Raw genomic sequence first — 23,645 nt, forward strand, 5'->3', positions numbered from 1 at the left:
CGGCGGTGACCTTGGGAGGTCACCGCCGCGCGACGCGCCGTACCGGAGGATGCACCGTGCCGGAAGCGGGGTGTCAGGCCTCCGCGTTGGGAGGCAGGGTGCTGGCCGCCACCAGGGTGCGGATCGCGCGCAGCGCGACCGACAGGGTGGCCAGGTCGAAGGTGTCGCTCTCCCAGATCTCCGACAGCGTCTGCCGCGAGCGCCCGACGGCGGCCGCGTTGCCCTCGGTCCAGTGGGCCAGGCGATCCTCCGGTGACAGGCCGGGCGTGCTGTGGGTCAGCACGTCACGCGTGAGCGAGGCGTGCGCCGCGTAGAGGTCGTCACGCAGGGACGAGCGGGCCATCGCGTTCCACCGGTTGTCGCGGGGCAGCGCGATGACGCGTTCCCTGAGGCGGGCCAGTTGCAGGCGCTCAGCGAGGTCGAAGTAGACCTCCGCCACCTCGTTGACCGGACGGCTCGTCAGCGACGAGATCTCCACCAGGTCGAACGTGGAGTAGGCGGGCACCATGGCCGCCACCCGCTCGGCCAGCTCGACCGGCACTCCCCTGGCGACGAACGAGTCGCGGCGCTCCTCGTAGGCCGCCAGGTCGGGGCCGGCCAGCAGCTTGGGGATGTGCGCGAGCAGGCCGTCCACCCCCTTGACGAAGAAGCCGACCGAGCCCGCCAGGTCGAGCGGCGGACGCCGGTTGATGAGCAGCCAGCGGGTGCCGCGCTCGGCCAGCTTGCGGCCCTCCAGCAGCATGGCGATCTGGGTGTCGGTGTCGATCTGGTTGTCCAGGGCCTCGACCTGACGGTAGAAGCTGGGCAGGTCGAACACCTCGCGGGTGACCAGGTAGGCGCGGACGATGTCGGGCGCCGAGGCGCCGGTCTCCTCGGCGAAGCGGAACATGAACGTGGTGCCCATGGAGTTGACCAGCTCGTTGACCACGCCGGTGGTGATGATCTCGCGGCGCAGCGGGTGGGCGTCCATGTACGTCCTGAACCGGTCGCGCAGCGCCGACGGGAAGTACGACACCAGCCAGGAGGCCAGGTAGGGGTCGTCGGGCAGGTCGGACCCGAGCAGGTCGGCGTCGAGCACCAGCTTGGTGTAGGCCAGCAGCACGGCGAACTCGGGCTGGGTCAGGCCGAGCCTGGCCTGGCGCCGCTCGGCCAGCGCCTTGTCGGACGGCAGGAACTCCAGGTCGCGGTTGAGCAGTTCGTCGCGTTCCAGCTTGCGCAGGTAGCGGGCGTGGATGTGGAGCATGTCCACGGCCTGGGTACGGGTCGCGGCCAGCACCACGTTCTGCGCGTAGTTGTCACGCAGCACCAGGTCGGCGACCTCGCCGGTCATCGAGGTGAAGAGCTGGTTGCGCTGCTTGTCGGTCAGCTCGCCGTCGCGCAGGACCTGGTCGAGCAGGATCTTGATGTTCACCTCGTGGTCGGAGGTGTCGACGCCGGCCGAGTTGTCGATGAAGTCGGTGTTGTTCAGCCCGCCGTTCAGCGCGAACTCGATCCGGGCCAGCTGGGTGAAGCCCAGGTTGCCGCCCTCGCCGACGACCTTGCAGCGCAGCTCTCCGGCGTTGACCCGGACCCCGTCGTTGCCCTTGTCGCCCACGTCGGAGTTGGACTCGACGCCGGACTTGACGTAGGTGCCGATGCCGCCGTTCCACAGCAGGTCGACGGGGGCCCGCAGGATGGCGCTGATCAGGTCGCCCGGCGCCATCGAGGCGAGGCCCGCCGGCAGGTCGAGCACCTCGCGCATCTGCGGCGTGATGGCGACGGACTTGGCCGTGCGCGGGAAGACGCCGCCGCCCGCCGAGATGAGCTTGTCGGAGTAGTCGGCCCAGGAGCTGCGGGGCAGCTCGAACAGCCGCCGCCGCTCGGCGTAGGAGCGGGCCGCGTCGGGCGAGGGGTCGACGAAGATGTGGCGGTGGTCGAAGGCGGCCACCAGCCGGATGTGCTGCGACAGCAGCATGCCGTTGCCGAACACGTCGCCCGACATGTCGCCGATGCCGGCCACGGTGAAGTCGGTGTTCTGCACGTCGACGCCCATCGTGCGGAAGTGGTACTTGACCGACTCCCAGGCGCCGCGGGCGGTGATGCCCATGGCCTTGTGGTCGTAGCCGATCGAGCCGCCGGAGGCGAAGGCGTCGCCGAGCCAGAAGCCGTACTCCTTGGCCACGCCGTTGGCGATGTCGGAGAACGTCGCGGTGCCCTTGTCCGCGGCGACCACCAGATAGGGATCGTCGCCGTCGTGCCGTACGACGTCGGGCGGCGGCGAGACCTTGCCGTCGACCAGGTTGTCGGTGATGTCGAGCAGGCCGGAGATGAACATCCGGTAGCAGGCCACGCCCTCGGCCAGCAGGTCCTCCCGCGAACCAGACTTAGGCGGGCGCTTGACGACAAATCCACCCTTGGACCCAGTCGGCACGATAACGGTATTTTTCACCATCTGTGCCTTGACCAGGCCGAGGATCTCCGTCCGGAAGTCCTCCATCCGGTCCGACCACCGCAGCCCGCCCCGGGCCACCTTGCCGAAGCGCAGGTGCACGCCCTCGACCCGCGGCGAGTACACGAAGATCTCGTACGTCGGCCGCGGCAGCGGCAGCACGCTGATCGCCTGTGGATCGACCTTCAGGGATATGTACGGCTTGCGGCGAGAAGCCCCGCTCCGGGCGTCATCCGGCACGTCCCGCGAAGCGGATCCGAACCGCTGCCCCTGGGGAGCGCCCAGGGGGTGAGCCCCGTCGAGGGTCTGGAAGTAGTTGGTGCGCAGCGTCGCCTGGATCATCTCGAGGTACGCCCGCAGGATCCGGTCCTCGTCCAGCGAGGCGACCGCGTCGAGCGCGCCCAGGATCTCCTCGTTGAGCGCCTCGACCAGGTCGGTCCGGACGTCGTCGGAGCGCCTGGGGTCCAGCCTCGCCTCGAAGAGGCGCACGAGCAGCCGGGCCAGCCGCACGTTGCCGAGCAGCACGCGTTCCATGTAGCGCTGCGAGAACGCGGTGCCCGCCTGGCGCAGATACTTGGCGTAGACCCGCAGGATCTCGGCCTGCTCCCAGGTGAGCCCGGCGCGCAGGATCAGCGCGTTGAAGTTGTCGGCCTCGACCTCGCCCTTCCACAGCGCGATGAGCCCGTCCTGGAAGAGCCGCTTGAAGTCGTTTCTGTCGACCTCGTCCGACGGAGTGAACCGCAGCCCGAAGTCGTAGATCCAGGCGTTCCTGGTGCCGGGAGCCTGCTCATGGTCGCGCTCCCTCGGGCCTCCGCCGGCTTCGTTCCTCGCTGTCTCCGACCCGGCTCGCCGCTCATAGTCGGTGTCGATCTCGTAGGGCCGCTCGTCCACGACCTCCACGCCGAGCCGCTGGATCAGCGGCAGCGCCTTCGACAGCGAGATGGGCGAGCCGATCTTGTAGATCTTCAGCCGCCGCTCCCCCTCCGTGGCGTCGTACGGCTCGTACAGGTTGAGCTCGATCTCGTCGTCGGGGGCGCCGGACAGGCGCTCCAGGCGGCGCAGGTCGGCCACGGCCACCTTGGGCGGGAAGTCGGCCTTGTAGCCCTCGGGGAAGGCCGACTGGTAGCGCTTGGTGAGCACCGGGGCCTCCTCCTCGGAGACCATCTCGGTCAGCGCCGTGGCCAGGTCGTCGCCCCACGAGCGGGTGATCGCGGCCAGCCGCGCCTCCAGCTCCTCAACGTCGACCTTGGGCTGGGGCAGTTGCCTGCCCCGCTCGCCCCGGACGACCACGTGCAGCCGGGCCAGCGCGGACTCGCCGATCATCGCGCTGTAGTCGAGCGACGTGCCGCCCAGCGCCTTGAGCAGCACCTCCTGCATCCTCAGCCGGACCTGCGTGGTGTAGCGGTCGCGCGGCAGGTAGATCAGGCAGGAGATGGAGCGGCCGTAGTCGTCGCGGCGCAGGAACAGCTTGACCTGCTTGCGCTCGCGCAACCGGAGCACGCCGAGCGCGATCGGCAGCAGATGGTCGACCGAGGTCTGGAACAGCTCGTCACGCGGGAACGTCTCCAGGATCTCGATCAGGTCCTTGCCGTCGTGGCTCTCGGCCGTCAGCCCGGCCATCTCCAGCACATCGGCCAGCTTGCGCCGCAGCACCGGGATCCGGGAGATCGACTCGCTGTAGGCCACGTGCGTGAACAGGCCGAGGAAGCGGCGCTCGCCGATCACCTCCCCCTCGGGGGAGAACATCTTCACCCCGATGTAGTCGAGGTAGGCGGCGCGGTGCACGGTGGCCCGGGAGTTGGCCTTGGTGATGATCAGCAGCTGCTTCTCGCGGGCCTTGGCCCGCACCTCCGGAGGAAGCACGGAGAAGCTCGACGAGCCGATCCTGTCGTCGCGCAGGATGCCGAGCGCCGCGCCGGGCAGCGCCCGCAGCGCGTCGCCCTGGTCGGTGGACTCCAGGCGGTATTCGCGGTAGCCGAGGAAGGTGAAGTGCCCGTCGGCGAGCCAGCGCAGCAGGTCGAGGCTGTCCTCCACCTCGGCGGGCTCCAGCGGCGGCGGATTGATCGAAAGGTCCTCGGCCGTCTGCACGGCCAGGGTGCGCATCTTGGCGAAGTCCTCGACCGCGTGCCGCACGTCGGACAGGACCCGCTCCAGGTCGGCCTCGAGCGCCTTGAGCACCTCGGGGTCGGACTGCTTGTCGATCTCGATGTGTATCCACGACTCGACCTGCATCTGGCCGGTGACGTCCTCCTGACCGCGGCCGAGCATCCGGCCCGTCATGTCACGGCGGACCCGCATCTGGGGGTGCACCACGAGATAGGTGCCGATGCCCTGCCGGTCGAGCTCCATCGTCACCGAGTCGACGAGGAAGGACATGTCGTCGGTGACGACCTCCACCACCGAGTGCCCGGGATCCCAGCCGTTCTCCTCGAGGGTGGGAGTGAAGGCCCTGATCACCGCCCTGCCCTGTGGGCGCACCTCGGCCAGCTGTCTCTGCGACATCGCGGGGCCGTACACGTCGACCGGGTCGCGGTCGAACAGGTCGTCGGGGGCGACGTGCCGGTAGTAGATCCGCAAGAAGGACAGCGCTTCCTCGGGGCTCACATGGTCGCTGCCGGCCGCGCACTGCAGCGCGACCCGCTGGAGCAGCTCATCCTTGGCCTCGTCGAGCGGCATTTCGCTCTCACTCCTTTGTGAGGGTTTGCCAACATGTTCACAGGCAGGCTCTTAGTTCCCACAGCAGTGGGAAGTAGTGCAAAGTGGTCCTACCGCGCAGGTAGGGGGCGCCCGTCGAGCCGCCGGTGCCGGATTTGGTGCCGATCTGCCGTTCGACCATCTGGACGTGTCGCTTCCGCCACTGAGCCGCGGTCTCGTCGTGCGTCAGCAGGTCTTCGGCCAGTTGCCACAGGTCGTCGTATGACCTGCGGTCCCTCGCCACGGACAGCAGCGAGCCCATGATCTCGTCGTCGGAGACCGGCAGGCCACGCTGGGAGAGGGCGGTGAGATAAGCATCCCACAACGTGGGCTCGTCCAGCCGACGGCGCAACCTGGCGAGTTCGTCACCGGTGGCGTCCTTGAGCCGTCCGAGATAGCGGGGATCCTTCAGGCCGGACAGGAACTCCAGCTCCCGGAACTGCACCGACTGGAACCCGCTGGCCGGGGCCAGCTGCGCGCGGAACTCCAGGAAGTCCTGCGGGGTCATCGTCTCCAGGACGTCGACCTGCTCGATCAGCACCCTCTCCACCGCGTGCACCCGGCGGAACAGGTGCCTGGCCTGCCAGAGCTCCTCGCCGGACATGGCGTCGCGGGCGGCCTCCAGCTCGTGCAGGAGGAGTTTGAACCAGAGCTCGTAGACCTGGTGGATGGTGATGAAGAGCAGCTCGTCCGGCGCCTCCGACTGGGGCCGCTGCTGGGAGAGCAGGCCGGGGAGGCAGAGGTAGGCGCCATAGGAGAGGCGACCGCCTTCCTCACCGAACCGCCTGTCAGAGGGGATGGCCGCATCAGGGTTGGACCCCACCGAACACCTCCCCCAGATCGTCCGGTCATCGTTGACCGGACGAACGCGCCGCATTACCGATACCACCCGAAAAGGGCAGATACGTCAACGTGACATGGACATCGGGGGGTCGTCTTCGGAGGCGGAGGGGAGATGTTTGAGCTCGTCGAGCCGACCGGGAACATCGGCCAGCTCCTTGAGCTCGGCCTGGCATGACGGGCACGTGTCGAGGTGGCGCTCGAACGCCTCGTGTTCGTCCTCGTCGAGGACGCCGAGAACGTAGGCCGCCACCCCTTCGTGCATTACCCGGCTACCCCCTTGTCCCGCAGAAGCACACGGAGAGCCCGGATCCCGTAATACAACCTGGACTTTACCGTGCCGGGCGGGATCCCCAGAATCTCCGCCGCCTCACTTATCGTACGGTCCCGAAGGTAGGTCTGTTCAATGACTTCGCGGTGTTCTTCTGACAGATTGCGCAGTGCGTCGGCGACAACTATCGCCGATAACGCCCGTTCCGACCCGTCAGGGACCGCGAGCATGTCGACCTCCGGTGGCTCGACCTCGTGAGGCCGAACGCTCTTGCGTCGACGTCCGTCGATCACAATACGGCGGGCCACTGTCAGTAGCCACGCCCAGATGAGGCCCGGTTCCCATTGCAGTCTTGCCGAGTTACGCCAGGCTCTGACGATCGTCTCCTGCACGACGTCTTCGGCCCATTGAAGATCGTTTCCGGTCGACTTGCGTACGTGGCGCAGCAGGGGGCCGCCAAACTCCTGGTAGAGCGCCGCGATGCGATGCTCAGCCTCGGCATCCGCACTCTCGAACCTGCCGTCGAGGTGACTTAGCACGGGGCACATCTTTACACCTTCGTTATCAGTCCGGTAGCCACTCCGATAACTCCAGTCATTTCTGACTATTCCGGTTGATGAGTGAACCGGCCCGGAGAAGTCCGCGTACCTCCGATCATGCACAGGCTTTTGCGTGGTGAGGTCCTCATGTTCGGCGCCTTCGCCGTGGCCGCCGCCGTCGCGATCCTGCTGATCATGCCGCCCATGACCACGCCGGTATCCGCGCAGTGGACGGTGCCGCCCTCCGGCCCGCTCGGGCCGGCGGACCGTGACCTCCTGGTCAAGGTACGTCAGGCGGGCCTGTGGGAGATTCCCACCGGCCGGTGGACCGCGGAGCGCGCCGAGTCCCAGCGGATCAAAGAGGTGGGGGCGCATCTGGTGGAGGACCACACCAAACTGGACGCGGTCACCCGCCAGTACGCGGCCCGGCTCGGCGTCGCGCTCCCCAACGAGCCCAGTCCCGAGCAGCAGAGCTGGATGGCCCAGCTGGCCGCCGAGAGCGGCCCCGCCTTTGACCGGGACTTCGCGAACCTCCTGCGCGCCGCCCACGGCAAGGTCTTCTCCGTCGTCGCGGGCGTACGGGCAGGCACCCGCAACAGCGAGATCAGGAAGTTCAGCCAGCACGCGGTGAACGTCGTCATGAAACACATGACGCTGCTCGAGTCGACCGGGCTGGTCGACTACGACCAGCTTCCCGAGCCCCCGACTCCATCGGCCACTCCACCCGCCCCCGCGGCGGTCGATCCTAGGAGACAACCATGAGCAGTTCCAGACGCATGGCCGCGGCCGTGTCCGCCTTGGCCGTCGTGGCCGGCGGGCTGGTGTCCGCGGCCGTCATCAGCGTCGGTCCAGCGCTTGCGGATCACTGCGACCCGGCTGAGGCCACCGCCTCGCCCTCACAGTCCCAGCAGCAACAGCAGCAGCGGCGCGGACAGGAAACGCAGGCTCCGGACGGCCAGGACGACCCTGCCGGCCAAGCCCCCGACGGCCAGGACGGCGGCGACCAGCAGCAGCGGGACGAGCAACAGCAGGACACGGGCCAGCAGGGCACGGAGCAGCAGGGGTCGGGCGGCGGCGCCCTCGAACCCGCCCCGCAGCCCGAGCAGCAGCCCGACGATCAGGCCCTGGAGCAGGCGCCGGCCGAGTCCGCACAGCCGCTCTCCCGCCGGCGGAGCACGCGCACGCCCACCCCGACGGTCGGCCCGACCGACAGCGGGCAGCCGACCGGAGGGCCCAGCGGCCAGCCGTCGCGGACCGCCACCTCGTCGCCGTCTCCGACCGGCTCCGGCGAGGACGAGGACCACAACGAGTGCGCCGACCTCGGCCCGTTCGTGACCGACTTCATCGACATCCGCCAGGTCCCGCCGTCCAACCAGCTCGACTCGCGGCGCGGCGGGAACGGCTCGCGCGGCACGTTCGTCTCCGCCTGCGGCACCAACCGCAACGGGCACAACAACCCGGACAACTTCATCGTCGCCCCCGGCGTGAGCAACGGGGCGCACCACCTGCACGACTACGTGGGCAACCTGTCGACGGACGCGTTCTCGACCGACGAGAGCCTGGCCGCCGCCGGCACCACCTGCCGGCTCGGCGACAGGTCGACCTACTTCTGGCCGGTCATCCGCGACCGCAAGGTGGACGTCAACACCGAGGACCCGGACGGCAACGTCGGCCGGGTGCTCCGGCCCCGCTCCGTGACGCTCCAGTTCAGGGGCAACGCGACCAGCCGGGTGACCGCGATGCCGAGGTTCCTGCGGATCATCACCGGTGACGCCAAGGCCGCCACGAACGGCGGGGCCAACGCCCGCGCCGCGTGGACGTGCACCGGCTTCACCAACCGGATTACTACCAAATATCCACTCTGCCCGCGTGGTAGCCAGGTCACCCGTATTCTGGACTTCCCCAGTTGCTGGGACGGTCAGAACACCGACAGCGCCAACCACCGCACGCACATCGTCTTCCCAGGCGAGGGTGGGGCCTGCCCGCAGGGCACCCGAGCGGTTCCGCAACTCCGGATGACGCTCACCTACACGGTGCCCCAGGGTCCGTCGTACGCCCTGGACGCCTTCCCCGAACAACTCCACAACCCCGTCACCGACCACGCGGACTTCGCCAACGTCATGCCCGATCGGCTGATGTCCTTCGTGGTCAACTGCATCAACAGGGGCCGCCGCTGCTGATCTGGCCAGGCCCTTCCCCGAACCGCCCCGGTCCCGCCGGCCCACACCACCCTCCCGCCGCACCGGCGTCCAGAGCCCGCCTCCGCGGGCTCGGCCGAGACGGCCGGCCCCCGTCCCGAGGGGCCGGTCCGACGGCTCGCCGGAGGCGGCGGTCCGGGCCGGCGGGACCGGACGGGCGAAGCCGGTCGGGCGGCGGCGCGAGACAAGCCCGACCCTCCCGAGTCGCACCCTCAACCGACCTTGGAGGGAAACGAAACCGATGCTCCACAGACGACACCCCCTGCACGCCCCGACGAAGCTGGACTCGCGCAACGTCCGGCTCGGGGCGAGCGCCTCGATCGCGGCCTTGCTGCTGTCGGCGTTCGCGCTGACCTTGACCAACAGCGGCATGGCGCTGCTCGGTCGCGGGGTGGGTTTCCTTGAGTTCTACGCGGGCGTCTTCGCCCTCGTGCTGCTGACCGCGACCGTCGCGCTCGGCCTGCTCACCACCGAGAAAGTCTTCCTCTCCCCCGCCAACCGGGTCCGGGCGCAACTCGCGCACCGGGCCACCGCCGCGATCGGCCTGGCCTACCTCGCCACGCACGTGACACTCATGATCACGCTCGGGCACGTGCCGCCGGCCGCGGCGGTGATCCCGGTGGCGGGGATCTGGATCGGGTTCGGCGCGCTGGCCTCCGACATGATGATCCTCATCATCGTCACGGGGATCATCCGCGGGCGGTTCGCCGTGACGGGCAGGCCCTGGGTATGGCGGATCCTGCACGCCGGGTCGTATCTGGCCTGGCCGGTGGCGATCCTGCACGGCCTGACCGCCGGCCGGTCCGCCGAGCGCTGGGTGACCTGGTCGTACGTGGCCTGCCTGGTGGCGGTCGGCTCCGCCCTGCTGGTACGCGTGCTGGCCACGCTCCGCAGGCCGCCCGCCATGCCGGAGCCCGTGGGCCTGCTCGAGGTCGACGACTCGCCGATCGAGCGCCCCGAGGAGATCAACGCTCCAGTGAGCCTCGACGCCGCCCGGCGTAAGTACCGGGAGGCGGGATGACACCCCCCATCGACCGCCAGGAGCAGCCGTGATCCCGCACAAGGCACCGAACGTTTTACGCGTGGGCCCCGCCCGGCTGACCGCCGGGCTGGACCACACGAGGCGGCTGGACCTGCCGGCCCACCGCACCCTGCACGGCCAGCCCGTCGCCCAGGACGTGGGAACTCTCATCGCCCAGGTCAACGAGGTGGACATGCGCGGCAGGGGCGGGGCGGCGTTCCCGTTCGGCCGCAAGCTCCGGGCGGTCGCCGACGCGGCCGGCGCCAAGGAGAGCGTGGTGCTGGTCAACGGCGCCGAAGGCGAGCCGGCCAGCTCGAAGGACGCCATGCTGCTCGTCCGCACGCCGCACCAGGTGCTCGACGGCGCGATCCTCGCCGCCGAAGCGCTGAACGCCCGCGAGGTGGTCGTCGCCACGGTCGCGGGCGAGCTGGCCGAGGCGTCGATCTCCGCCGCCGTGGCCGAGCGGCGCGCCGCCAACGTGGCGGGCGCCAAGGAGAGCCACATCCGGATCCGGGTGGTCGGCCTGCAGGAGAGGTTCATCTCCGGCGAGGGCGGCGCGCTCGTCCGCGGCGTGAACGGCGAGGAGGCAGTGCCTCCCGGTCGCAAGCGCCGCGCCAGCACGAGTGGTGTGGACGGGCTGCCGACGCTCCTGTCCAACACCGAGACGTACGCGCAGCTCGCCCTGCTCGCCGAGCTGGGACCACAGAAGTACGCCGAGGTCGGCACGAGCAGAGAGCCCGGCACCGTGCTGCTCAGCGTGAGCGGCGGCGCCGCGACCAACGCGGTCGTGGAGGTCCCTGCCGGCACCATGCTGGCCGACGTGCTCGACCTGTGCGACGCGGAGCCCGGCGACGGGGTGCTGATCGGCGGCTACCACGGCGCGTTCCTGAGCCCCGAGATGGCCGTCTCCGCGGTGATCTCGCGCGAGGGCATGAAGAAGGCCGGAGGCGAGCTGGGCGCCGGCATCGTGGTGCCGCTCGGGGCGAACACCTGCCCGCTGGGCGAGGCGGCCAGGGTCACCGCCTACCTGGCCGCCCAGTCGTCCGGCCAGTGCGGCCCGTGCCGGCTCGGCCTGCCGGACATCGCCCGGCAGATGCTCGCGCTGACCGACGGCAGCGGCTCGCAGGACGCCATCAGGCGCTCCGTACGGGCGGTCGAACGTCGCGGCGCCTGCTTCCACCCGGACGGCACGGCCAGGTTCGTGCTGTCGGCGCTGGAGGCGTTCGAGGCCGACATCGCGCTGCACCGCGACTACGGGTCGTGCGGCCGGCCGGTGCGCGGCGTGCTGCCGCTGCCCGAGCCCGAGAACGAGCCGGAGTATCGCCTGGACGTGGACTGGACCCGGTGCCAGGGCCACGGCCTGTGCGCGCACCTCCTGCCGGAGTTCGTCAACCTGGACGACTACGGCTTCCCGTCGTTCAGGACCGTGCCCGGCTGGATGGCCAAGGAGGCGCGACGGGCGGTCGACATGTGCCCCGCGCTGGCCCTGCGCCTGGCCGAGACCGCGATGGTGAGGACGGGCTGACCGGGCCCGGCCCGCCCGGGCGGCCGGGCGATCTCGCGGCCACCGCGTACAGCCCGGTGCCGGCCGGGCGGCCGGTGGATCTCGTGGCCACCGCGGACAGCCCGGTGCCGGCCTGGGGCGCCCCCGGGAGGGCCGGGCCGTCTCACTCGGCCCGCTGAAGTTTCTCCAGGCCGAACAGCGGCAGGCATGCCTCCAGCCCGTGGATCCGGACGCCCTCCATGGGTGTCCAGTTCGTACGGGCGAGGCGGAAGCGCCGGGTGACCGCCACCTCGCCCCGGCGCACGTGGCGTGTGACGCCGTCGTCGCGGTAGCCGGACTTCTCGGTGACCGCGAGGGAGGCGGGGTTGTCCTCGAACGCCTCCGTCGTCGCGTACTCGGCGCCCAGCCCCGCGAAGGCAAGGTGCAGCATGGCCGCGCGCATCTCGGTGCCGAGGCCGCGCCCCTGGAAGCGCTGCCCCACCCAGGACCCCGACTTGACCTCGCGCAGGACGGGGAAGTCGGCCGCGCTGACCCCCTGAGTGCCCACGACCTGGCCCGCGAGGACGGCCACGAAGTCGACGGACCACCTCGCCGGGCCGAACTCGGCCCACTGCCGGAAGTGGTATTGGACGGTGCTCCTGGCCCGCTCCTCCGGCTCGGCGTCGGTCCAGGGGACCAGGAAGGGCATCGTCCCCGTCTCGTGCACGCCCTCGGCCGCCCGCTCTGCCAGCTCGTCGAGGTCGGCGAGCGAGGGGTAGCGCAGCTCCAGCCGCGGCGTGGTCACGGACAGGTCGAACAGTGGCCAGTGACGCATGCGCCACATCGTTTCACCACTGCTCAGCGGGGCGCCTCTCCTTTTCCCCTCGACGACGCGGACCGGCTTCCAGTCGATGACTGGCTTCCGGTAGACGACTGGCTTCCAGTAGACGACTGGCTTCCAGTAGACGACTGGCTTCCAGTCGATGACTGGCTTCCGGTGGACGACTGGCTTCCGGTGGACGACTGGCTTCCGGTGGACGACGCCGGCCGGCGATGCGGGTCGGCGATGCGGTTCAGCCACTCGGTGAGCAGGCCGCGCTCGGCGGCCGACAGCGGCAGGCCGGCGTCCGGCGGCGCGGACGGCCCGAGCCCGGACAGCCCCGGCGGCCCCGGCGGCCCCGGCGGCTCGAACGGCCCGGACGGCCCCGGCGGCCCCGGCGGCTCGAACGGCCCGGACGGCCCGGATGGCCCGGACGGGCCGTCCGGCCCGGACGGGCCGGGCGGGCCCGGCGGCGCGGACAGCGCGGCCAGCAGGGCGATCGCGCCGCGCGCCAGCGGATCGGCGGTCTCGGGCGGGCCCGGCTCGCCCGGAGCGGGGGTCGTCACGGCGGCCAGCACGGCTTCGCGGGTGAGCTCCGACAGCTCGGGATCGCGGTGCCGCGGCTCGGTGGCGATCAGGGTGAGCGTGACGCCGCAACCGGCCGAGTGGATCATCTGGGCCGCGCGTTCCACGGGAACCCGCAGGCGGCCCGCCTCGGCGACGCGGTGGACGAGCCCGCGCAGGATGGCGGCCGCCTCACGCGCCGCCGGCGGCTCGGCTCCGGGGCGCGACCTGCCGTACATCAGCGTGTAGTAGGCGGGGTTGGCGACGCCGAACTCGACGTGCAGGTCCCAGCCGTGGCGCAGGTCGCGCACGGGGTCGTCGCTCGGCCGCCGCGCGGTCTTGGCCGTCAGGTAGGTGGCGAAGCCGTGGCTCGCGACGGCGTCGAGCAGCCCCTGCTTGTCGCCGAAGAGCCGGTAGATGGTCGGCGCCTGGACGCCGGCGGCGGCGCACACCGAGCGGGTGGACACGGCGTCCATGCCGCCCTCGGTCAGCAGACCGGCGGCCGCCGCCACGATCCGCTCCCTGGCCGTCCGTTCACTCGCCGCCCGTTCATTCATGGTATCGACGATAACAGAGACTTGTTAGCGTCGTTTACGTTAGCGTTGCTAATGTGGAACTGTTAGCGGTCTGAGCACCATCGACCGGGGAGCGGGCACCATGAGCACTCAGAGCAGCGAGCAGGACCGCCGCGTGGCGATCGTCACCGGCGGATCGGGCGGCATCGGCCGGGCGGTCGCCGAGCGTCTGGCGGCCGACGGCCAGTCCGTGGTCATAGTCTACGCGGGCAACAAGGCAACGGCCGGTGACGTGGTCGACTCGATCTCCGCATCAGGCGGCTCGGCGATCGCCGTCCAGGCCGATGTGGCCGACGAGCAGGCGGTCGAGCAGGCCTTCGACGCGGCCGAGCGGGAGTTCGGCGGGGTCGACGTGGTCGTCAACGCGGCCGGCATCATGATCCTCGCCCTGGTGGCCGAGCTGGATCTCGCCGACCTCGACCGCATGCACCGCACCAACGTCCGCGGCACCTTCGTCGTCGCCCAGCAGGCCGCCCGCCGGATGCGCCGGGGCGGGGCGATCATCAACTTCTCCACCTCGGTGACGAAGCTCGCCCTGCCCACCTACTCCGCCTACGCGGCGAGCAAGGCGGCGGTCGACGCGATCAGCCTGGTGCTCGCCAAGGAGCTGCGCGGCCGTGACATCACGGTCAACGCCGTGGCGCCCGGGCCCACGGCGACGCCTCTCTTCCTGCGCGGCAAGGACGAGGGGACCATCGACCAGATGGCCCACATGACCCCGCTGGAGCGCCTCGGCAGGCCCGAGGACGCCGCCGAGATCGTCTCCTTCCTGGCCGGCCCGGCCCGCTGGATCAACGGCCAGACCGTCTACGCCAACGGCGGCCTGGCCTGACGCCGCCGGTTCAGCCCACCGCCACGACCTCTCCGCCGTCCACCGGCCCCGGAGGCCGCGGGCAGCCTTCGCGACGGTATCTGCCGGGAGCGACGCCGTAGTGACGTTTGAAGGCGTTGGCGAAGGCGAACTCCGAGCCGTAGCCGACGCGCGTCGCCACCTCGGCCTGCGGGGCGTCCGACTCACGCAGCAGGCGGCCGGCGGTCGCCAGCCGCCACCAGGTGAGGTAGGCCATCGGCGACTGCCCGACCAGGGTCGTGAAGCGGCGCGAGAAGGCCGCCCGGGACAGGCCCGCCAGGTCGGCCAGCGACGGCAGCGTCCACGGGTGCGCGGGGTCGTCGTGGACGGCGTCGAGGACGGCGCTGATCGCCGGGTCGGCCAGGGCCGCGGCCCATCCGCTGACCTGGCACCGGCCGGGGCCCGTGTCATACCAGGCCCGCAGGATGTAGAGCAGCAGCGTGTCGAGCAGTGACGCCACGACGGTGTCGGCGCCCAGGCGAGGGTTGGCGATCTCGCCGCCCAGCAGCTCGACTGCGGCGCGGAGCTCGGGGCGGTGGCCGAGGTGGGCCGGCAGGTGGATCAGCTCCGGCAGCTCACGCAGGATCGGGTGGCTCCGGCTGGGATCGAGCTGGTAGCCGCCGCAGAGCATGACCGTGGCCGCGCCGGGGCCCGGGAAGGACGCCGAGCCGAACAGGCACGCCTCGTCGCCGGGGTCGCAGGCCGACTCGGCGAGCGGCGTCGCCGGGCTGTCGGCCAGCGCGTAGCCGTGCCCGTGGGGGAAGAACATCACGTCGCCGACGCCGAGCGCTATCGGGTCGCCCGTGGGCGGGATCAGCCAAGGGGAGCCCTGGAGGATCACCTGGAAGCCCGCCGAACCGGGCGACGAGGGGAACCGCTGGCCCCAGGGGGCATGCCACTCGACCCGCGCGGAGCGGGGCCGTCCGGTGCGCACGATGGCCATCACGTCACTGAGCACGTCCACATCGAGAGTCTACCCGGCGAGACGAACACGTATAAAGAGCAGACTTCAGCGCATTGGTTATCTCACCTGAGCCTCCTACGGTTTACCAGCGAAGGAGGTTCCCATGAGCGTGGTCCTGGTGACAGGGGCGACAGGCAGGGTCGGTCGTCACGTGGTCGCTCGGTTGAGAGAGGCGGGAGTCGAGGTCGGAGCACTGACCCGCGATCCCGGGATATCTGGATTCACAGGTGATTTGAGAGATCCGAAATCCCTGGTGGACGCACTCGACGGCGTGGAGGCGGTGTTCCTGGTCTGGCCCTTCGGCACGGCGGAGGGCGCCGGAGCGGTGCTGGAGGTGGTCGCCCAACGGGCCCGGCGCGTCGTCTACCTCTCCTCCGCCGCCGTACGCAACCACGAGCGCGAGATCGAGCGGCTGGTCGGACGGTCGGGGCTGGAGTGGCCGATCCTGCGGCCGCACGCCTTCGCGGCCAACACCCTGCGGTGGGCCGACCAGGTGCGGGCGGGGGTCGTCCGCGAGTCGTACGGGAATGCCGCCATGTCGCCGGTGGACGAGCGGGACATCGCGGCCGTCGCGGTGCGCGCGCTCCTCGACGACGGTCACCACGGTGCCACCCACGTCCTCACCGGCCCCGAGTCACTCACCCAGGCCGGCCAGGCCGGGACTGGGCGCGGGACCACGCGCACGCCTTCCGCGAAGCGGACAACATGATGCGCGCGGCGCGGATCCACGAGTACGGCGAGGCGTCGGTGATCCGCTATGACGAGGTGCCGAGGCCCCGGCCGGGCCCCGGCGAGGTGCTCATCGAGGTGGCGGCCACCTCGTTCAACCCGTCGGAGGTCGGCCTGCGGGCCGGGCTGCTCCACGGCGTGCTGCCCGTCACCCTGCCGCACACGCTGGGCTGGGACGTCTCGGGCACGGTCGTCGAGACCGGCGCGGGCGTCACGGAGTTCGCCCCGGGTGACCGGGTGATCGGCCTGGTGAACGGCACCGCGGCGGAGTACACGGTGGCCCCGGCGAGCGAGCTGGCCAGGGCGCCCGAAACGATCTCCGCGCAGGACGCCGCGGCCATCCCCGTCGCCGGGCTCACCGCCTGGCAGGCCGTCTTCGAGCATGCCCGCGTCACTCCCGGCCAGCGGGTGCTGGTCAACGGCGCGGGTGGCGGGATCGGCCTCTTCGCCGTCCAGCTGGCGAAGCGGGCGGGCGCCACGGTGATCGCCACCGCCTCGCCCCGCAGCCGGGCCGCGGTGCGCGGGCTGGGCGCGGACGAGGTGGTCGACTACACCGCGAGCCCGTTACCCGGCGAGATGGACGTGGTCCTGAACCTCGCCGGCATCACCCCGGAGGCCGCCGGCCAGCTGGCCTCCCTGGTGCGGCCGGACGGGGTGATCGTCACCGTCGCCACCCCGATCGACTCTCCCCTGGCCACCCACTTCGTGAGCCGCAACGATCCTGGGCAGCTCGCCGAGCTCGTGGCCCTGATCGACGCGGGGCGGCTGGTCGTCGAGATCGCCGAGTCGCACCCGCTGACCAGCCTGCACGACATCCACCGCCGAGCGGAGTCCGGCCGGACCCGCGGCAAGATCATCATCATTCCGAAAGGCACGCGATGACCCGGATCGGCATCATCATCGGCAGCACCCGACCCGTCCGCAACGGCGAGAACGTCGCCGCCTGGGTGCACGATCTGGCCACCAAGCGAGGTGACGCGGAGTACGAGGTGGTCGACCTGAGGGACTTCAAGCTGCCTCACCTGGACGAGAGCTGGCCGGCCGCGATGGGCGTGTACGAGCACGCGCACACCAGGGCATGGGCGGAGCGGATCGACTCGTTCGACGGCTACGTGTTCGTCACGCCGGAGTACAACTCCTCGACCTCGGGCGCGCTGAAGGACGCGATCGACTACCTCTACTTCGAGTGGGCCGACAAGGCCGCCGGGTTCGTCGGCTACGGCGTGGACGGCGGGGTGCGGGCGGCCGAGCACCTCAGGCAGGTGCTCGGCCGGGTCAAGGTCGCCGACGTGCCCGCCCAGGTCGCGCTGTCGCTGTACACCGACTTCGAGCAGATGACCGTGTTCAAGCCGGCGGCCCGCCATGAGGACGCGGTCACCACGATGCTGGACCAGGTCGTGGCCTGGAGCGAGGCGCTGCGACCGCTCAGGGTCTGAAGTGCCGCAGCACCTCGGGATTGGCCATGGCGTCGGGGTTGGCCGCCTGCTCGACGGGGGTGCCGAGGAGGATCCTGCGGACCGGCACCTCGAGCTTCTTGCCCGACAGGGTGCGCGGGATGCCGGGCACCGCGTGGATCTCGTTGGGCACGTGCCGGGGTGACAGCTCCTGGCGCAGCGCCGCGCACAGGGCGCCGGTCAGCGTGTCGGTGAGCTCGGCGCCCTCGGCGAGCGTCACGTAGAGCAGCAGCCGCCCCTCCTGGCCGAGTTGCCCGGTGTCGATCACCAGGCTGTCGGCGATCTCCTCGAACCGCTCGACGACCCGGTAGAACTCGCTGGTGCCCATCCGGACGCCGCCCCGGTTGAGCGTGGAGTCGGAGCGGCCGTAGATCACGCAGCTGCCGTCTTCGTCGATCTTGATCCAGTCGCCGTGCCGCCACACCCCGGGGTAGACGTCGAAGTAGCTCTCGCGATAGCGCTCGCCGGACGCGTCGTTCCAGAACATCACCGGCATCGAGGGCATCGGCGAGGTGATCACCAGCTCGCCGACCTCCCCCACGACCGGCCTGCCGTCGGGGTCGTACGACTCCACCCTGGCCCCCAGCGAACGGCACGGGATGATCCCCGCCCGGATCGGGTGCAGCATGGTCGCGCCGACGAACCCGGTGCACACGTCGGTGCCGCCGGAGAACGACCCGAGCGGGATCCCGGGCAGCTCCGCGGCCACCCACGAGAACCCCTCCGGCGGCAGCGGCGACCCGGTGGAGCCGATGCCCCGGAGCCGCTCCAGGCCCTCGGGGTGGATGCCGGCCTTCTGCGAGGCCATGATGTACGGCGCCCCGACCCCGAAGTAGGTCACCTGCTCGGAGGCGGCGATCCGCCACAGCACGGCAGCCGAGGGGTAGGCGGCCGAGCCGTCGTAGAGCACGGGAGTGGCCCCCACCAGCAGGGCTCCGATGAGGTAGTTCCACATCATCCAGCCCGTGGTGGTGTACCAGAAGAACACGTCCCCCTCACCGAGATCCTGGTGGAAGGAGAGCGACTTGAGGTGCTCCAGCACGATGCCGCCGTGCCCGTGCACGATCGGCTTGGGCAGCCCGGTCGTCCCGCTGGAGTAGAGGATCCACAGGGGGTGGTCGAACGGCACCCGCTCGAACTCCAGCGGCCCCGGCTCGGCCCGCAGCCCCTCCCAGCCGATCACCTCGCCGTGCGGCACGGTGATGGTGTGGGCCGGGGCCGGCTCGGCCCGCTGCGGCGGCCGCCCCTCCCCGGCCGCGGCCAGGTAGGGGATCCACACGGTGGCGCGGAGCGAGGGCAGCTCCGCGGCGATCTCGTTGACCGCCGCCGAGCGGTCGTAGCCCTTGCCGTTGTAGTGGTAGCCGTCGACCGCGATCAGCACCTTGGGCTCGATCTGCCTGAACCGGTCCACGATGCTCGGCACGCCGAAGTCGGGCGATCCGGCCGACCAGATCGCGCCGAGGGACGCGGTGGCCAGGAAGGCGATCAGGGCCTGCGGGATGTTCGGCAGGTAGCCGGCCACCCGGTCGCCGCGCCGGACGCCGAGCCGCACCAGGCCGGCTCTGACGCGCGCCACCTCCTCGCGCAGCTCGGCGCGGGACATCTCCTGGCGGGCGCCGTCCTCGGAGACGAACACCAGCGCGGTGCCGTCCTCGTGGCGCAGCGCGTTCTCCGCGTAGTTGAGGCTGCTTCCGGTGAACCATCCGGCGCCGGGCATCGTCCCAGTGATGACGGGCCCGTCACCACGTTCGCCGATCACCCCGAAGTAGTCCCAGATCGACGCCCAGAACTCCGCAGGACTGTCGACGGACCACTGCCACAGTTCCTCATAGCTTGTCCCCGACCGTCCCAGCGACTCCATGTAATGGGTCAGCCTGGCGCGCGTGACGATGTCATCGGTCGGTTCCCAGAGGAGTGCACCTTCAACAACCATGTTTCCTATCCTGTCGCTGGTCCTGGCGAAATTCATAGCCGCTGCCCCACATAACGCGCTACCTGCGTAGGTGGTCCACCGCCATACGCGCGGCCGTGCCGATCACCGCGTCGGCGCGCGGCTGGTTGACCGCCGGGCTGAGCGATCGGGTGAAGACGGCGACGGCGTAACGGCCTCCGTCGGGATATTCGACCACGCCGGCCTCGTTGCGCAGCGTCGGCAGCGTGCCGGTCTTGCCGCTGACCTCGACGTCGTCGTACGGGAAGCCGGAGGCCAGCCGGTGCGGCCAGACCTGCAGGTTGAGCACGGTCCGCATCCAGGAGCACGACGCGGCGGAGGCGGCCTCGTCGCGCCAGATCAGCCCGAACAGCGCGGCTGTCTCGCGCGGCGTGCTGCGGTTGGTGTGTCGCGGGTCGAGCACGCGCAGCCGGGCGATCTCCTCCACGTCGAGGTACGGCCAGCCGTGCCCGGTGTCGTCGGCCATGCTCTGGTAGAGGTCCCTGACCGTGTGCGCCACGTGCGTGCCGCGCAGCCCGAAGCCGGTCAGCATCGCGTTGACCGCGTCGAGCCCGACCAGGGCGGACAGCACGTCGGCCGCGGTGTTGTCGCTCACCGCGATCATCAGGTAGGCCAGGTCGCGCAGCGACAGGGTGACGTCGTCGAGCATCGCCGAGACCCCGGTGGGCCCGAAGGTGCGCTCGGCGGCCCCCACGGTCACCGGCGAGGCGGGGTCGAGCAGCCCGGCGTCGGCCTGCCTGCAGAACTCGACCAGCAGCGGCACCTTGAACACCGACGCGGTCGGCACCGGATCGTCGGACCCGTGCCCCACTTCCCGGCCCGTGTCGAGGTCGGCGGCGTGCAGCCAGCCCGTCACGCCCGCCGCGCGGAACAGGCCGCCGAAGTCGCTCATGCCAGCGCCCCCGGCCGCCGGCTGACCCGCCGCACGGGCGCCGCGCCATCGTCCGCCATCCCGGCGCGCTCCTTCAGAGTTCGTACGGCCACCGCCGAGAAGCCGGTGACCGCGTCGGTCGCGACCTGCCAGGCCGTGGAGAACCGGCAGGCGATCGGCGAGCCTAGCAGCGGCCGCCAGGCCAGCCCCGGCAGCTCCTCCCGGGGACCGAAGGCGACCGCTGCCCCCGCGAGCACCAGCCCCAGGCCGGCGCCCTCGTGCACCCGGGCGGGCACGTACCCGTGGCGGCGGCATTCGACCAGCACCTCGGCGTGCAGGCCCGGCTCCCCTTCGCGAGGTGGCAGCAGCAGCTCCTGCCCTGTCAGGTCGGCCAGGTGCAGCTCGCTCGCGCGGCTGAGGGGGTGGTCGCCGGCCAGCAGCACTCCCTGCGACTGCACCAGCATCTGGCCGAAGTGCAGGCCGGGCGCGGTGATCGGGTGGCGGACGACGCCGACGTCGATCGTGCCGTCCGTGAGCGCGGTCACCTGGTCGGCCGTCCAGATCTCGGCGGGCGCGAGCCGCACCTGTGGCCTGGTCTCGCGGAAGCCGGCGACCAGCTCGGCGATCACGGCGGCGGCCAGGTCGGGCGGGACACCGATCTTCAGCACCGCGCCCTCGCCGTGGCGGGCGAGCTCGTGCAGCCGGTCGACGCGGGCCACGATCTCGCGGGACTCGCCGAGCAACCGCCGGCCCGCCTCGGTCAGCCGGACCTGGCGGGCGGAGCGGTCGAAGAGCCGCACGCCGAGCTCCTGCTCCAGCCGCTTGATCCGCTGGCTGAGCGGCGGCTGGGCGATGCCGAGCCGGATCGCCGCGTTGCCGAAGTGGAGCTCCTCCGCCACCACGACGAAGTAGCGGAGGTGCCGGACGAGATCCACGACCAGCAACTATAGCCAGATTTATATCGCCGAAGTGCCCATATCAATATTGGACACGCATAAGCGACCTCTGCTGTCCTCTCTCCCATGGCACCACAAACGGGGACAATGTACGCACACCTTAGAGAGGAGCGCCCTCCGCGGAGAAGGCGGCGCAGGGGGCTCTGGATCACGGCCGCGATTTTCGTGCCCGTGCTGGCGGCCGGGGGGACGTTCTGGGCGCTGCGCACGACGGGCACGCCCGAGGAGACCGCCGACCGGTACCTCACGGCCTGGTCCGCGGAGGACTACCTGGCGATGCGCGAGCTGGTGGCCGATCCGCCCGCCGACTTCGAACGATGGCACCGGCTCTTCCGCAAGGACCTCAAGCTCACCCAGGCCACCTTCCACCGGCCCAGGCCCAACGGGATCTTCCCGGCGAGCGCCGAGGACCGGGGCGGCGAGGTGAGCTTCCACGCCAAGCTGATCGGCCCCAAGGACTGGGAGTACGACGGGCGGCTCAAGCTCGTCGAACGCGACGGCGGCTGGAAGGTCGCCTGGACCCCGGCCGCCATCAACCCGTCGCTCAAGCAGGGCAGGTCACTGCGCCTGGTCACCCAGAAGGCCGTCGCGATGCCGGTGCTGGCCGCCGACGGCAGCCGCGTCGACACCCCCGACGCGCCCGGCTCCGTGCAGCAGCTCGTCGAGGGGCTCAGACAGACCTATCCCGACAGGTTCGCCATGAGAGACGAGCCACGGATCGACCTCTACCAGGGCGAGGAGCGGGTCAAGACCGTGGTCGAGGTGAGCGAGAAGAAGCCGCTGCCCACCACGATCGACCTCAAGGTGCACCGCGCCGGAGCCACCGCCCTGGAGGACTCCGGCAAACCCGCCTCGCTGGTCGCGCTGCGCCCGTCCACCGGCGAGATCCTGTCGGTGGTCAACAAGCCCGGCGGGTTCAACCGGGCGCTGCTCGGCAAGTACCCGCCCGGCTCGACGTTCAAGGTCGTCACGGCCTCCGCCCTGGTCGCCGGCGGGGTCGAGCCGGACCAGCGGGTCAACTGCCCCGCCGAGCAGAACATCGGCGGCTTCCCGTTCCACAACGCCGGCTTCAAGGACTACGGCACGCTGGCCTTCCGCGACGCGTTCGCGCACTCGTGCAACACCACATTCGGCGCGATGGCGGTGAAGGACCTGGGCGAGGGACGCCTCGCCGAGGTGGCCGGGAGCTTCGGCTTCGGCGCCGCGATCACACCGGGCGTGCCCGCCGTGCGGGCCGAGTTTCCGGCGCCGAAGGACGCCACCGACCTGGCCTCCGCCTCGATCGGGCAGGGCAGGGTGCTGGCCAGCCCGCTGAACATGGCCTCGGTCGCGGCCGCCATCGCCGACGGCGCCTGGCGCCCGCCCCGGCTGGTCGCCGAGGAGATGATGCCCGACCACACGCTGCGCCCGCGACCGCTGGAGGACGGCGTGGTGCGCGCGCTGCGCCGGCTCATGCCCGCCGTCGTCACCGACGGCACCGCCCACGCCGTGAGCTTCCCCGCCGGTACGGCGGGCAAGACCGGCACGGCGGAGTACGGCTCGGGCAAGGAGCCGCCCGCGCACTCGTGGTTCATCGGCTACCGGGGCGACCTGGCGTTCGCGGTCGTCGTGGAGGGCGGCGGCGCGGGGTCGGCCGTGGCGGCCCCGATCGCGGCCCGCTTCCTCAAGGCGCTGAGCTGACCTGCCCGCGGGCCACCACCTTCGAGGTGAGGCCCGCGACGGCGGCCACCACCTCCGAGGAGTTGGACAGGTCGGGCAGCACGATGTCGGCCCCCGCCGCGCGCAGCTCGGCCTCCATCGACCGGCCCGAGGCCACCCCGATCATCGCGGCGCCGCCGATCCTGGCGGCCTGCGCGTCACGCGCCGAGTCGCCGATGACGACGGTGTTGGCCGCGGTGAACGGGGTGCCGAGGCGCGCCTTGGCCCGGCCCTGGGCGACCTGCAGCAGCGTCGCCTTGGGGTAGACCTCCTCGCCGTAGCCGCCGAGCTCGAAGTCGATGTGCTTGTCGAGCCCGAACGCCTGGAGCTTGAGCACGGCGTTGCCCTTGATGGTGCCGGTGAGCACCGTCTGGACCACGCCGTCGAGCCGGGCCACGGCCTTGAGCGCGTCCTTGGCCCCTGGCATGACCCGGCCCTCCTTGGGCAGCCTCCTGCGCCGGTCGGCGAAGGCCGAGGTCAGCGCGGAGATGAACGCGGGCAGGTGACCGTCCTCGGCCACGATGCCGTTGACGGCGAGGGTCTCGAAGATGATCTCGGAATCCGGCCGGCCCAGCGCCGGAGCCAGCTTGACCAGCGGGCGCCCGGTCACGGCGCGGAACGCCTCGGCGTAGGCGTCTCTGGTGACGATGGCGACGTCGACCAGGGTCAGGTCGATGTTCCAGAGCACTAGACGGTTGATGGCTGCCTCCTGAGGGGTTGCGGCAAGAGTACGGCCAAC

At 71.0% G+C, this 23,645-nt stretch carries 20 protein-coding genes; 9 read left to right on the forward strand and 11 right to left on the reverse strand.

Annotated elements, in window-relative coordinates:
* Positions 1–73: 73 nt before the first annotated feature.
* The 4 genes from AB0C16_RS18050 to AB0C16_RS18065 form a co-directional block, all read right to left on the reverse strand.
* Positions 74–5,104, reverse strand: a complete 5,031-nt coding sequence (locus AB0C16_RS18050; protein WP_357684173.1) for an NAD-glutamate dehydrogenase — start codon at positions 5,102–5,104, stop codon at positions 74–76.
* A gap of 37 nt (positions 5,105–5,141) precedes the next feature.
* Entirely contained in the window at positions 5,142–5,945 is an 804-nt protein-coding gene (locus tag AB0C16_RS18055) for a tryptophan 2,3-dioxygenase family protein (RefSeq protein ID WP_357684175.1), read from the reverse strand.
* 84 nt (positions 5,946–6,029) lie between these two features.
* On the reverse strand, positions 6,030–6,227 hold the full coding sequence (locus AB0C16_RS18060; protein WP_357684177.1) for a zf-HC2 domain-containing protein: 198 nt from the start codon (positions 6,225–6,227) through the stop codon (positions 6,030–6,032).
* On the reverse strand, positions 6,227–6,772 hold the full coding sequence (locus AB0C16_RS18065) for a sigma-70 family RNA polymerase sigma factor (protein WP_357684179.1): 546 nt from the start codon (positions 6,770–6,772) through the stop codon (positions 6,227–6,229). The genes AB0C16_RS18060 and AB0C16_RS18065 overlap by 1 nt, the downstream gene beginning before the upstream one ends.
* A 117-nt stretch (positions 6,773–6,889) precedes the next feature.
* Here AB0C16_RS18065 and AB0C16_RS18070 point away from each other — a divergent pair, with 117 nt between their 5' ends.
* The 4 genes from AB0C16_RS18070 to AB0C16_RS18085 all read left to right on the forward strand — a co-directional run bounded on the left by AB0C16_RS18070 (position 6,890) and on the right by AB0C16_RS18085 (position 11,516).
* The gene (locus AB0C16_RS18070) at positions 6,890–7,534 is read left to right on the forward strand and encodes a DUF4142 domain-containing protein (protein WP_357684181.1); all 645 of its coding nucleotides are present in this window, start codon (positions 6,890–6,892) and stop codon (positions 7,532–7,534) included.
* Positions 7,531–8,952, forward strand: coding sequence for a DUF1996 domain-containing protein (locus AB0C16_RS18075; protein ID WP_357684183.1), 1,422 nt, complete (start codon positions 7,531–7,533; stop codon positions 8,950–8,952). The genes AB0C16_RS18070 and AB0C16_RS18075 overlap by 4 nt, the downstream gene beginning before the upstream one ends.
* 259 nt (positions 8,953–9,211) lie before the next feature.
* On the forward strand, positions 9,212–9,991 hold the full coding sequence (locus tag AB0C16_RS18080) for a hypothetical protein (RefSeq protein WP_357684185.1): 780 nt from the start codon (positions 9,212–9,214) through the stop codon (positions 9,989–9,991).
* Between the two features lie 28 nt (positions 9,992–10,019).
* Positions 10,020–11,516, forward strand: a complete 1,497-nt coding sequence (locus AB0C16_RS18085; protein WP_357684187.1) for an NADH-ubiquinone oxidoreductase-F iron-sulfur binding region domain-containing protein — start codon at positions 10,020–10,022, stop codon at positions 11,514–11,516.
* Between the two features lie 142 nt (positions 11,517–11,658).
* On the opposite strand, the gene AB0C16_RS18090 is transcribed toward AB0C16_RS18085, so the two are convergent.
* Both AB0C16_RS18090 and AB0C16_RS18095 read right to left on the reverse strand, forming a co-directional pair.
* Positions 11,659–12,309, reverse strand: a complete 651-nt coding sequence (locus AB0C16_RS18090; RefSeq protein ID WP_357684189.1) for a GNAT family protein — start codon at positions 12,307–12,309, stop codon at positions 11,659–11,661.
* 23 nt (positions 12,310–12,332) lie between these two features.
* Entirely contained in the window at positions 12,333–13,415 is a 1,083-nt protein-coding gene (locus AB0C16_RS18095; RefSeq protein WP_357684190.1) for a TetR/AcrR family transcriptional regulator, read from the reverse strand.
* 100 nt (positions 13,416–13,515) lie between these two features.
* Between AB0C16_RS18095 and AB0C16_RS18100 the strand changes: the two genes are divergently transcribed.
* A complete protein-coding gene (locus AB0C16_RS18100; RefSeq protein WP_357684192.1) occupies positions 13,516–14,265 on the forward strand; it encodes an SDR family oxidoreductase in 750 nt (249 codons plus the stop codon).
* A gap of 10 nt (positions 14,266–14,275) precedes the next feature.
* Here the strand turns inward: AB0C16_RS18100 and AB0C16_RS18105 are convergent, their stop codons facing one another.
* Entirely contained in the window at positions 14,276–15,247 is a 972-nt protein-coding gene (locus AB0C16_RS18105; protein ID WP_357684194.1) for an AraC family transcriptional regulator, read from the reverse strand.
* Between the two features lie 103 nt (positions 15,248–15,350).
* Here AB0C16_RS18105 and AB0C16_RS18110 point away from each other — a divergent pair, with 103 nt between their 5' ends.
* From AB0C16_RS18110 to AB0C16_RS18120, 3 genes are read left to right on the forward strand one after another with little or no spacing between them, the layout of a single operon-like run.
* Positions 15,351–15,956, forward strand: coding sequence for an NAD(P)H-binding protein (locus AB0C16_RS18110; protein ID WP_357684196.1), 606 nt, complete (start codon positions 15,351–15,353; stop codon positions 15,954–15,956).
* Positions 15,953–16,858: an NADP-dependent oxidoreductase gene (locus tag AB0C16_RS18115; protein WP_357684198.1), complete on the forward strand. Its 906-nt coding sequence runs from the start codon at positions 15,953–15,955 to the stop codon at positions 16,856–16,858. Before AB0C16_RS18110 ends, AB0C16_RS18115 begins: the two co-directional genes overlap by 4 nt.
* Positions 16,855–17,412, forward strand: a complete 558-nt coding sequence (locus AB0C16_RS18120; RefSeq protein WP_357684200.1) for an NAD(P)H-dependent oxidoreductase — start codon at positions 16,855–16,857, stop codon at positions 17,410–17,412. The genes AB0C16_RS18115 and AB0C16_RS18120 overlap by 4 nt, the downstream gene beginning before the upstream one ends.
* Here the strand turns inward: AB0C16_RS18120 and AB0C16_RS18125 are convergent.
* From AB0C16_RS18125 to AB0C16_RS18135, 3 genes are read right to left on the reverse strand one after another with little or no spacing between them, the layout of a single operon-like run.
* Positions 17,402–19,363, reverse strand: coding sequence for an acetoacetate--CoA ligase (locus tag AB0C16_RS18125; RefSeq protein WP_357684202.1), 1,962 nt, complete (start codon positions 19,361–19,363; stop codon positions 17,402–17,404). The genes AB0C16_RS18120 and AB0C16_RS18125 overlap by 11 nt on opposite strands.
* Before the next feature lie 58 nt (positions 19,364–19,421).
* On the reverse strand, positions 19,422–20,273 hold the full coding sequence (locus AB0C16_RS18130) for a serine hydrolase (protein ID WP_357684204.1): 852 nt from the start codon (positions 20,271–20,273) through the stop codon (positions 19,422–19,424).
* Positions 20,270–21,187 carry a LysR family transcriptional regulator gene (locus AB0C16_RS18135; RefSeq protein ID WP_357684206.1) on the reverse strand — a complete coding sequence of 306 codons (918 nt, stop codon included), beginning with the start codon at positions 21,185–21,187 and terminating at the stop codon, positions 20,270–20,272. The genes AB0C16_RS18130 and AB0C16_RS18135 overlap by 4 nt, the downstream gene beginning before the upstream one ends.
* Positions 21,188–21,379: 192 nt before the next feature.
* Between AB0C16_RS18135 and AB0C16_RS18140 the strand changes: the two genes are divergently transcribed.
* A complete protein-coding gene (locus tag AB0C16_RS18140) occupies positions 21,380–22,888 on the forward strand; it encodes a penicillin-binding transpeptidase domain-containing protein (RefSeq protein WP_357684208.1) in 1,509 nt (502 codons plus the stop codon).
* Here AB0C16_RS18140 and AB0C16_RS18145 read toward each other — a convergent pair.
* Positions 22,872–23,594 carry a haloacid dehalogenase-like hydrolase gene (locus AB0C16_RS18145; RefSeq protein WP_357684210.1) on the reverse strand — a complete coding sequence of 241 codons (723 nt, stop codon included), beginning with the start codon at positions 23,592–23,594 and terminating at the stop codon, positions 22,872–22,874. The two genes, AB0C16_RS18140 and AB0C16_RS18145, sit on opposite strands and share 17 nt — an antisense overlap.
* Positions 23,595–23,645: the final 51 nt, after the last annotated feature.

Origin of the sequence: Nonomuraea sp. NPDC048916 (assembly GCF_040649575.1) — a bacterium.
GTDB lineage: Bacteria > Actinomycetota > Actinomycetes > Streptosporangiales > Streptosporangiaceae > Nonomuraea.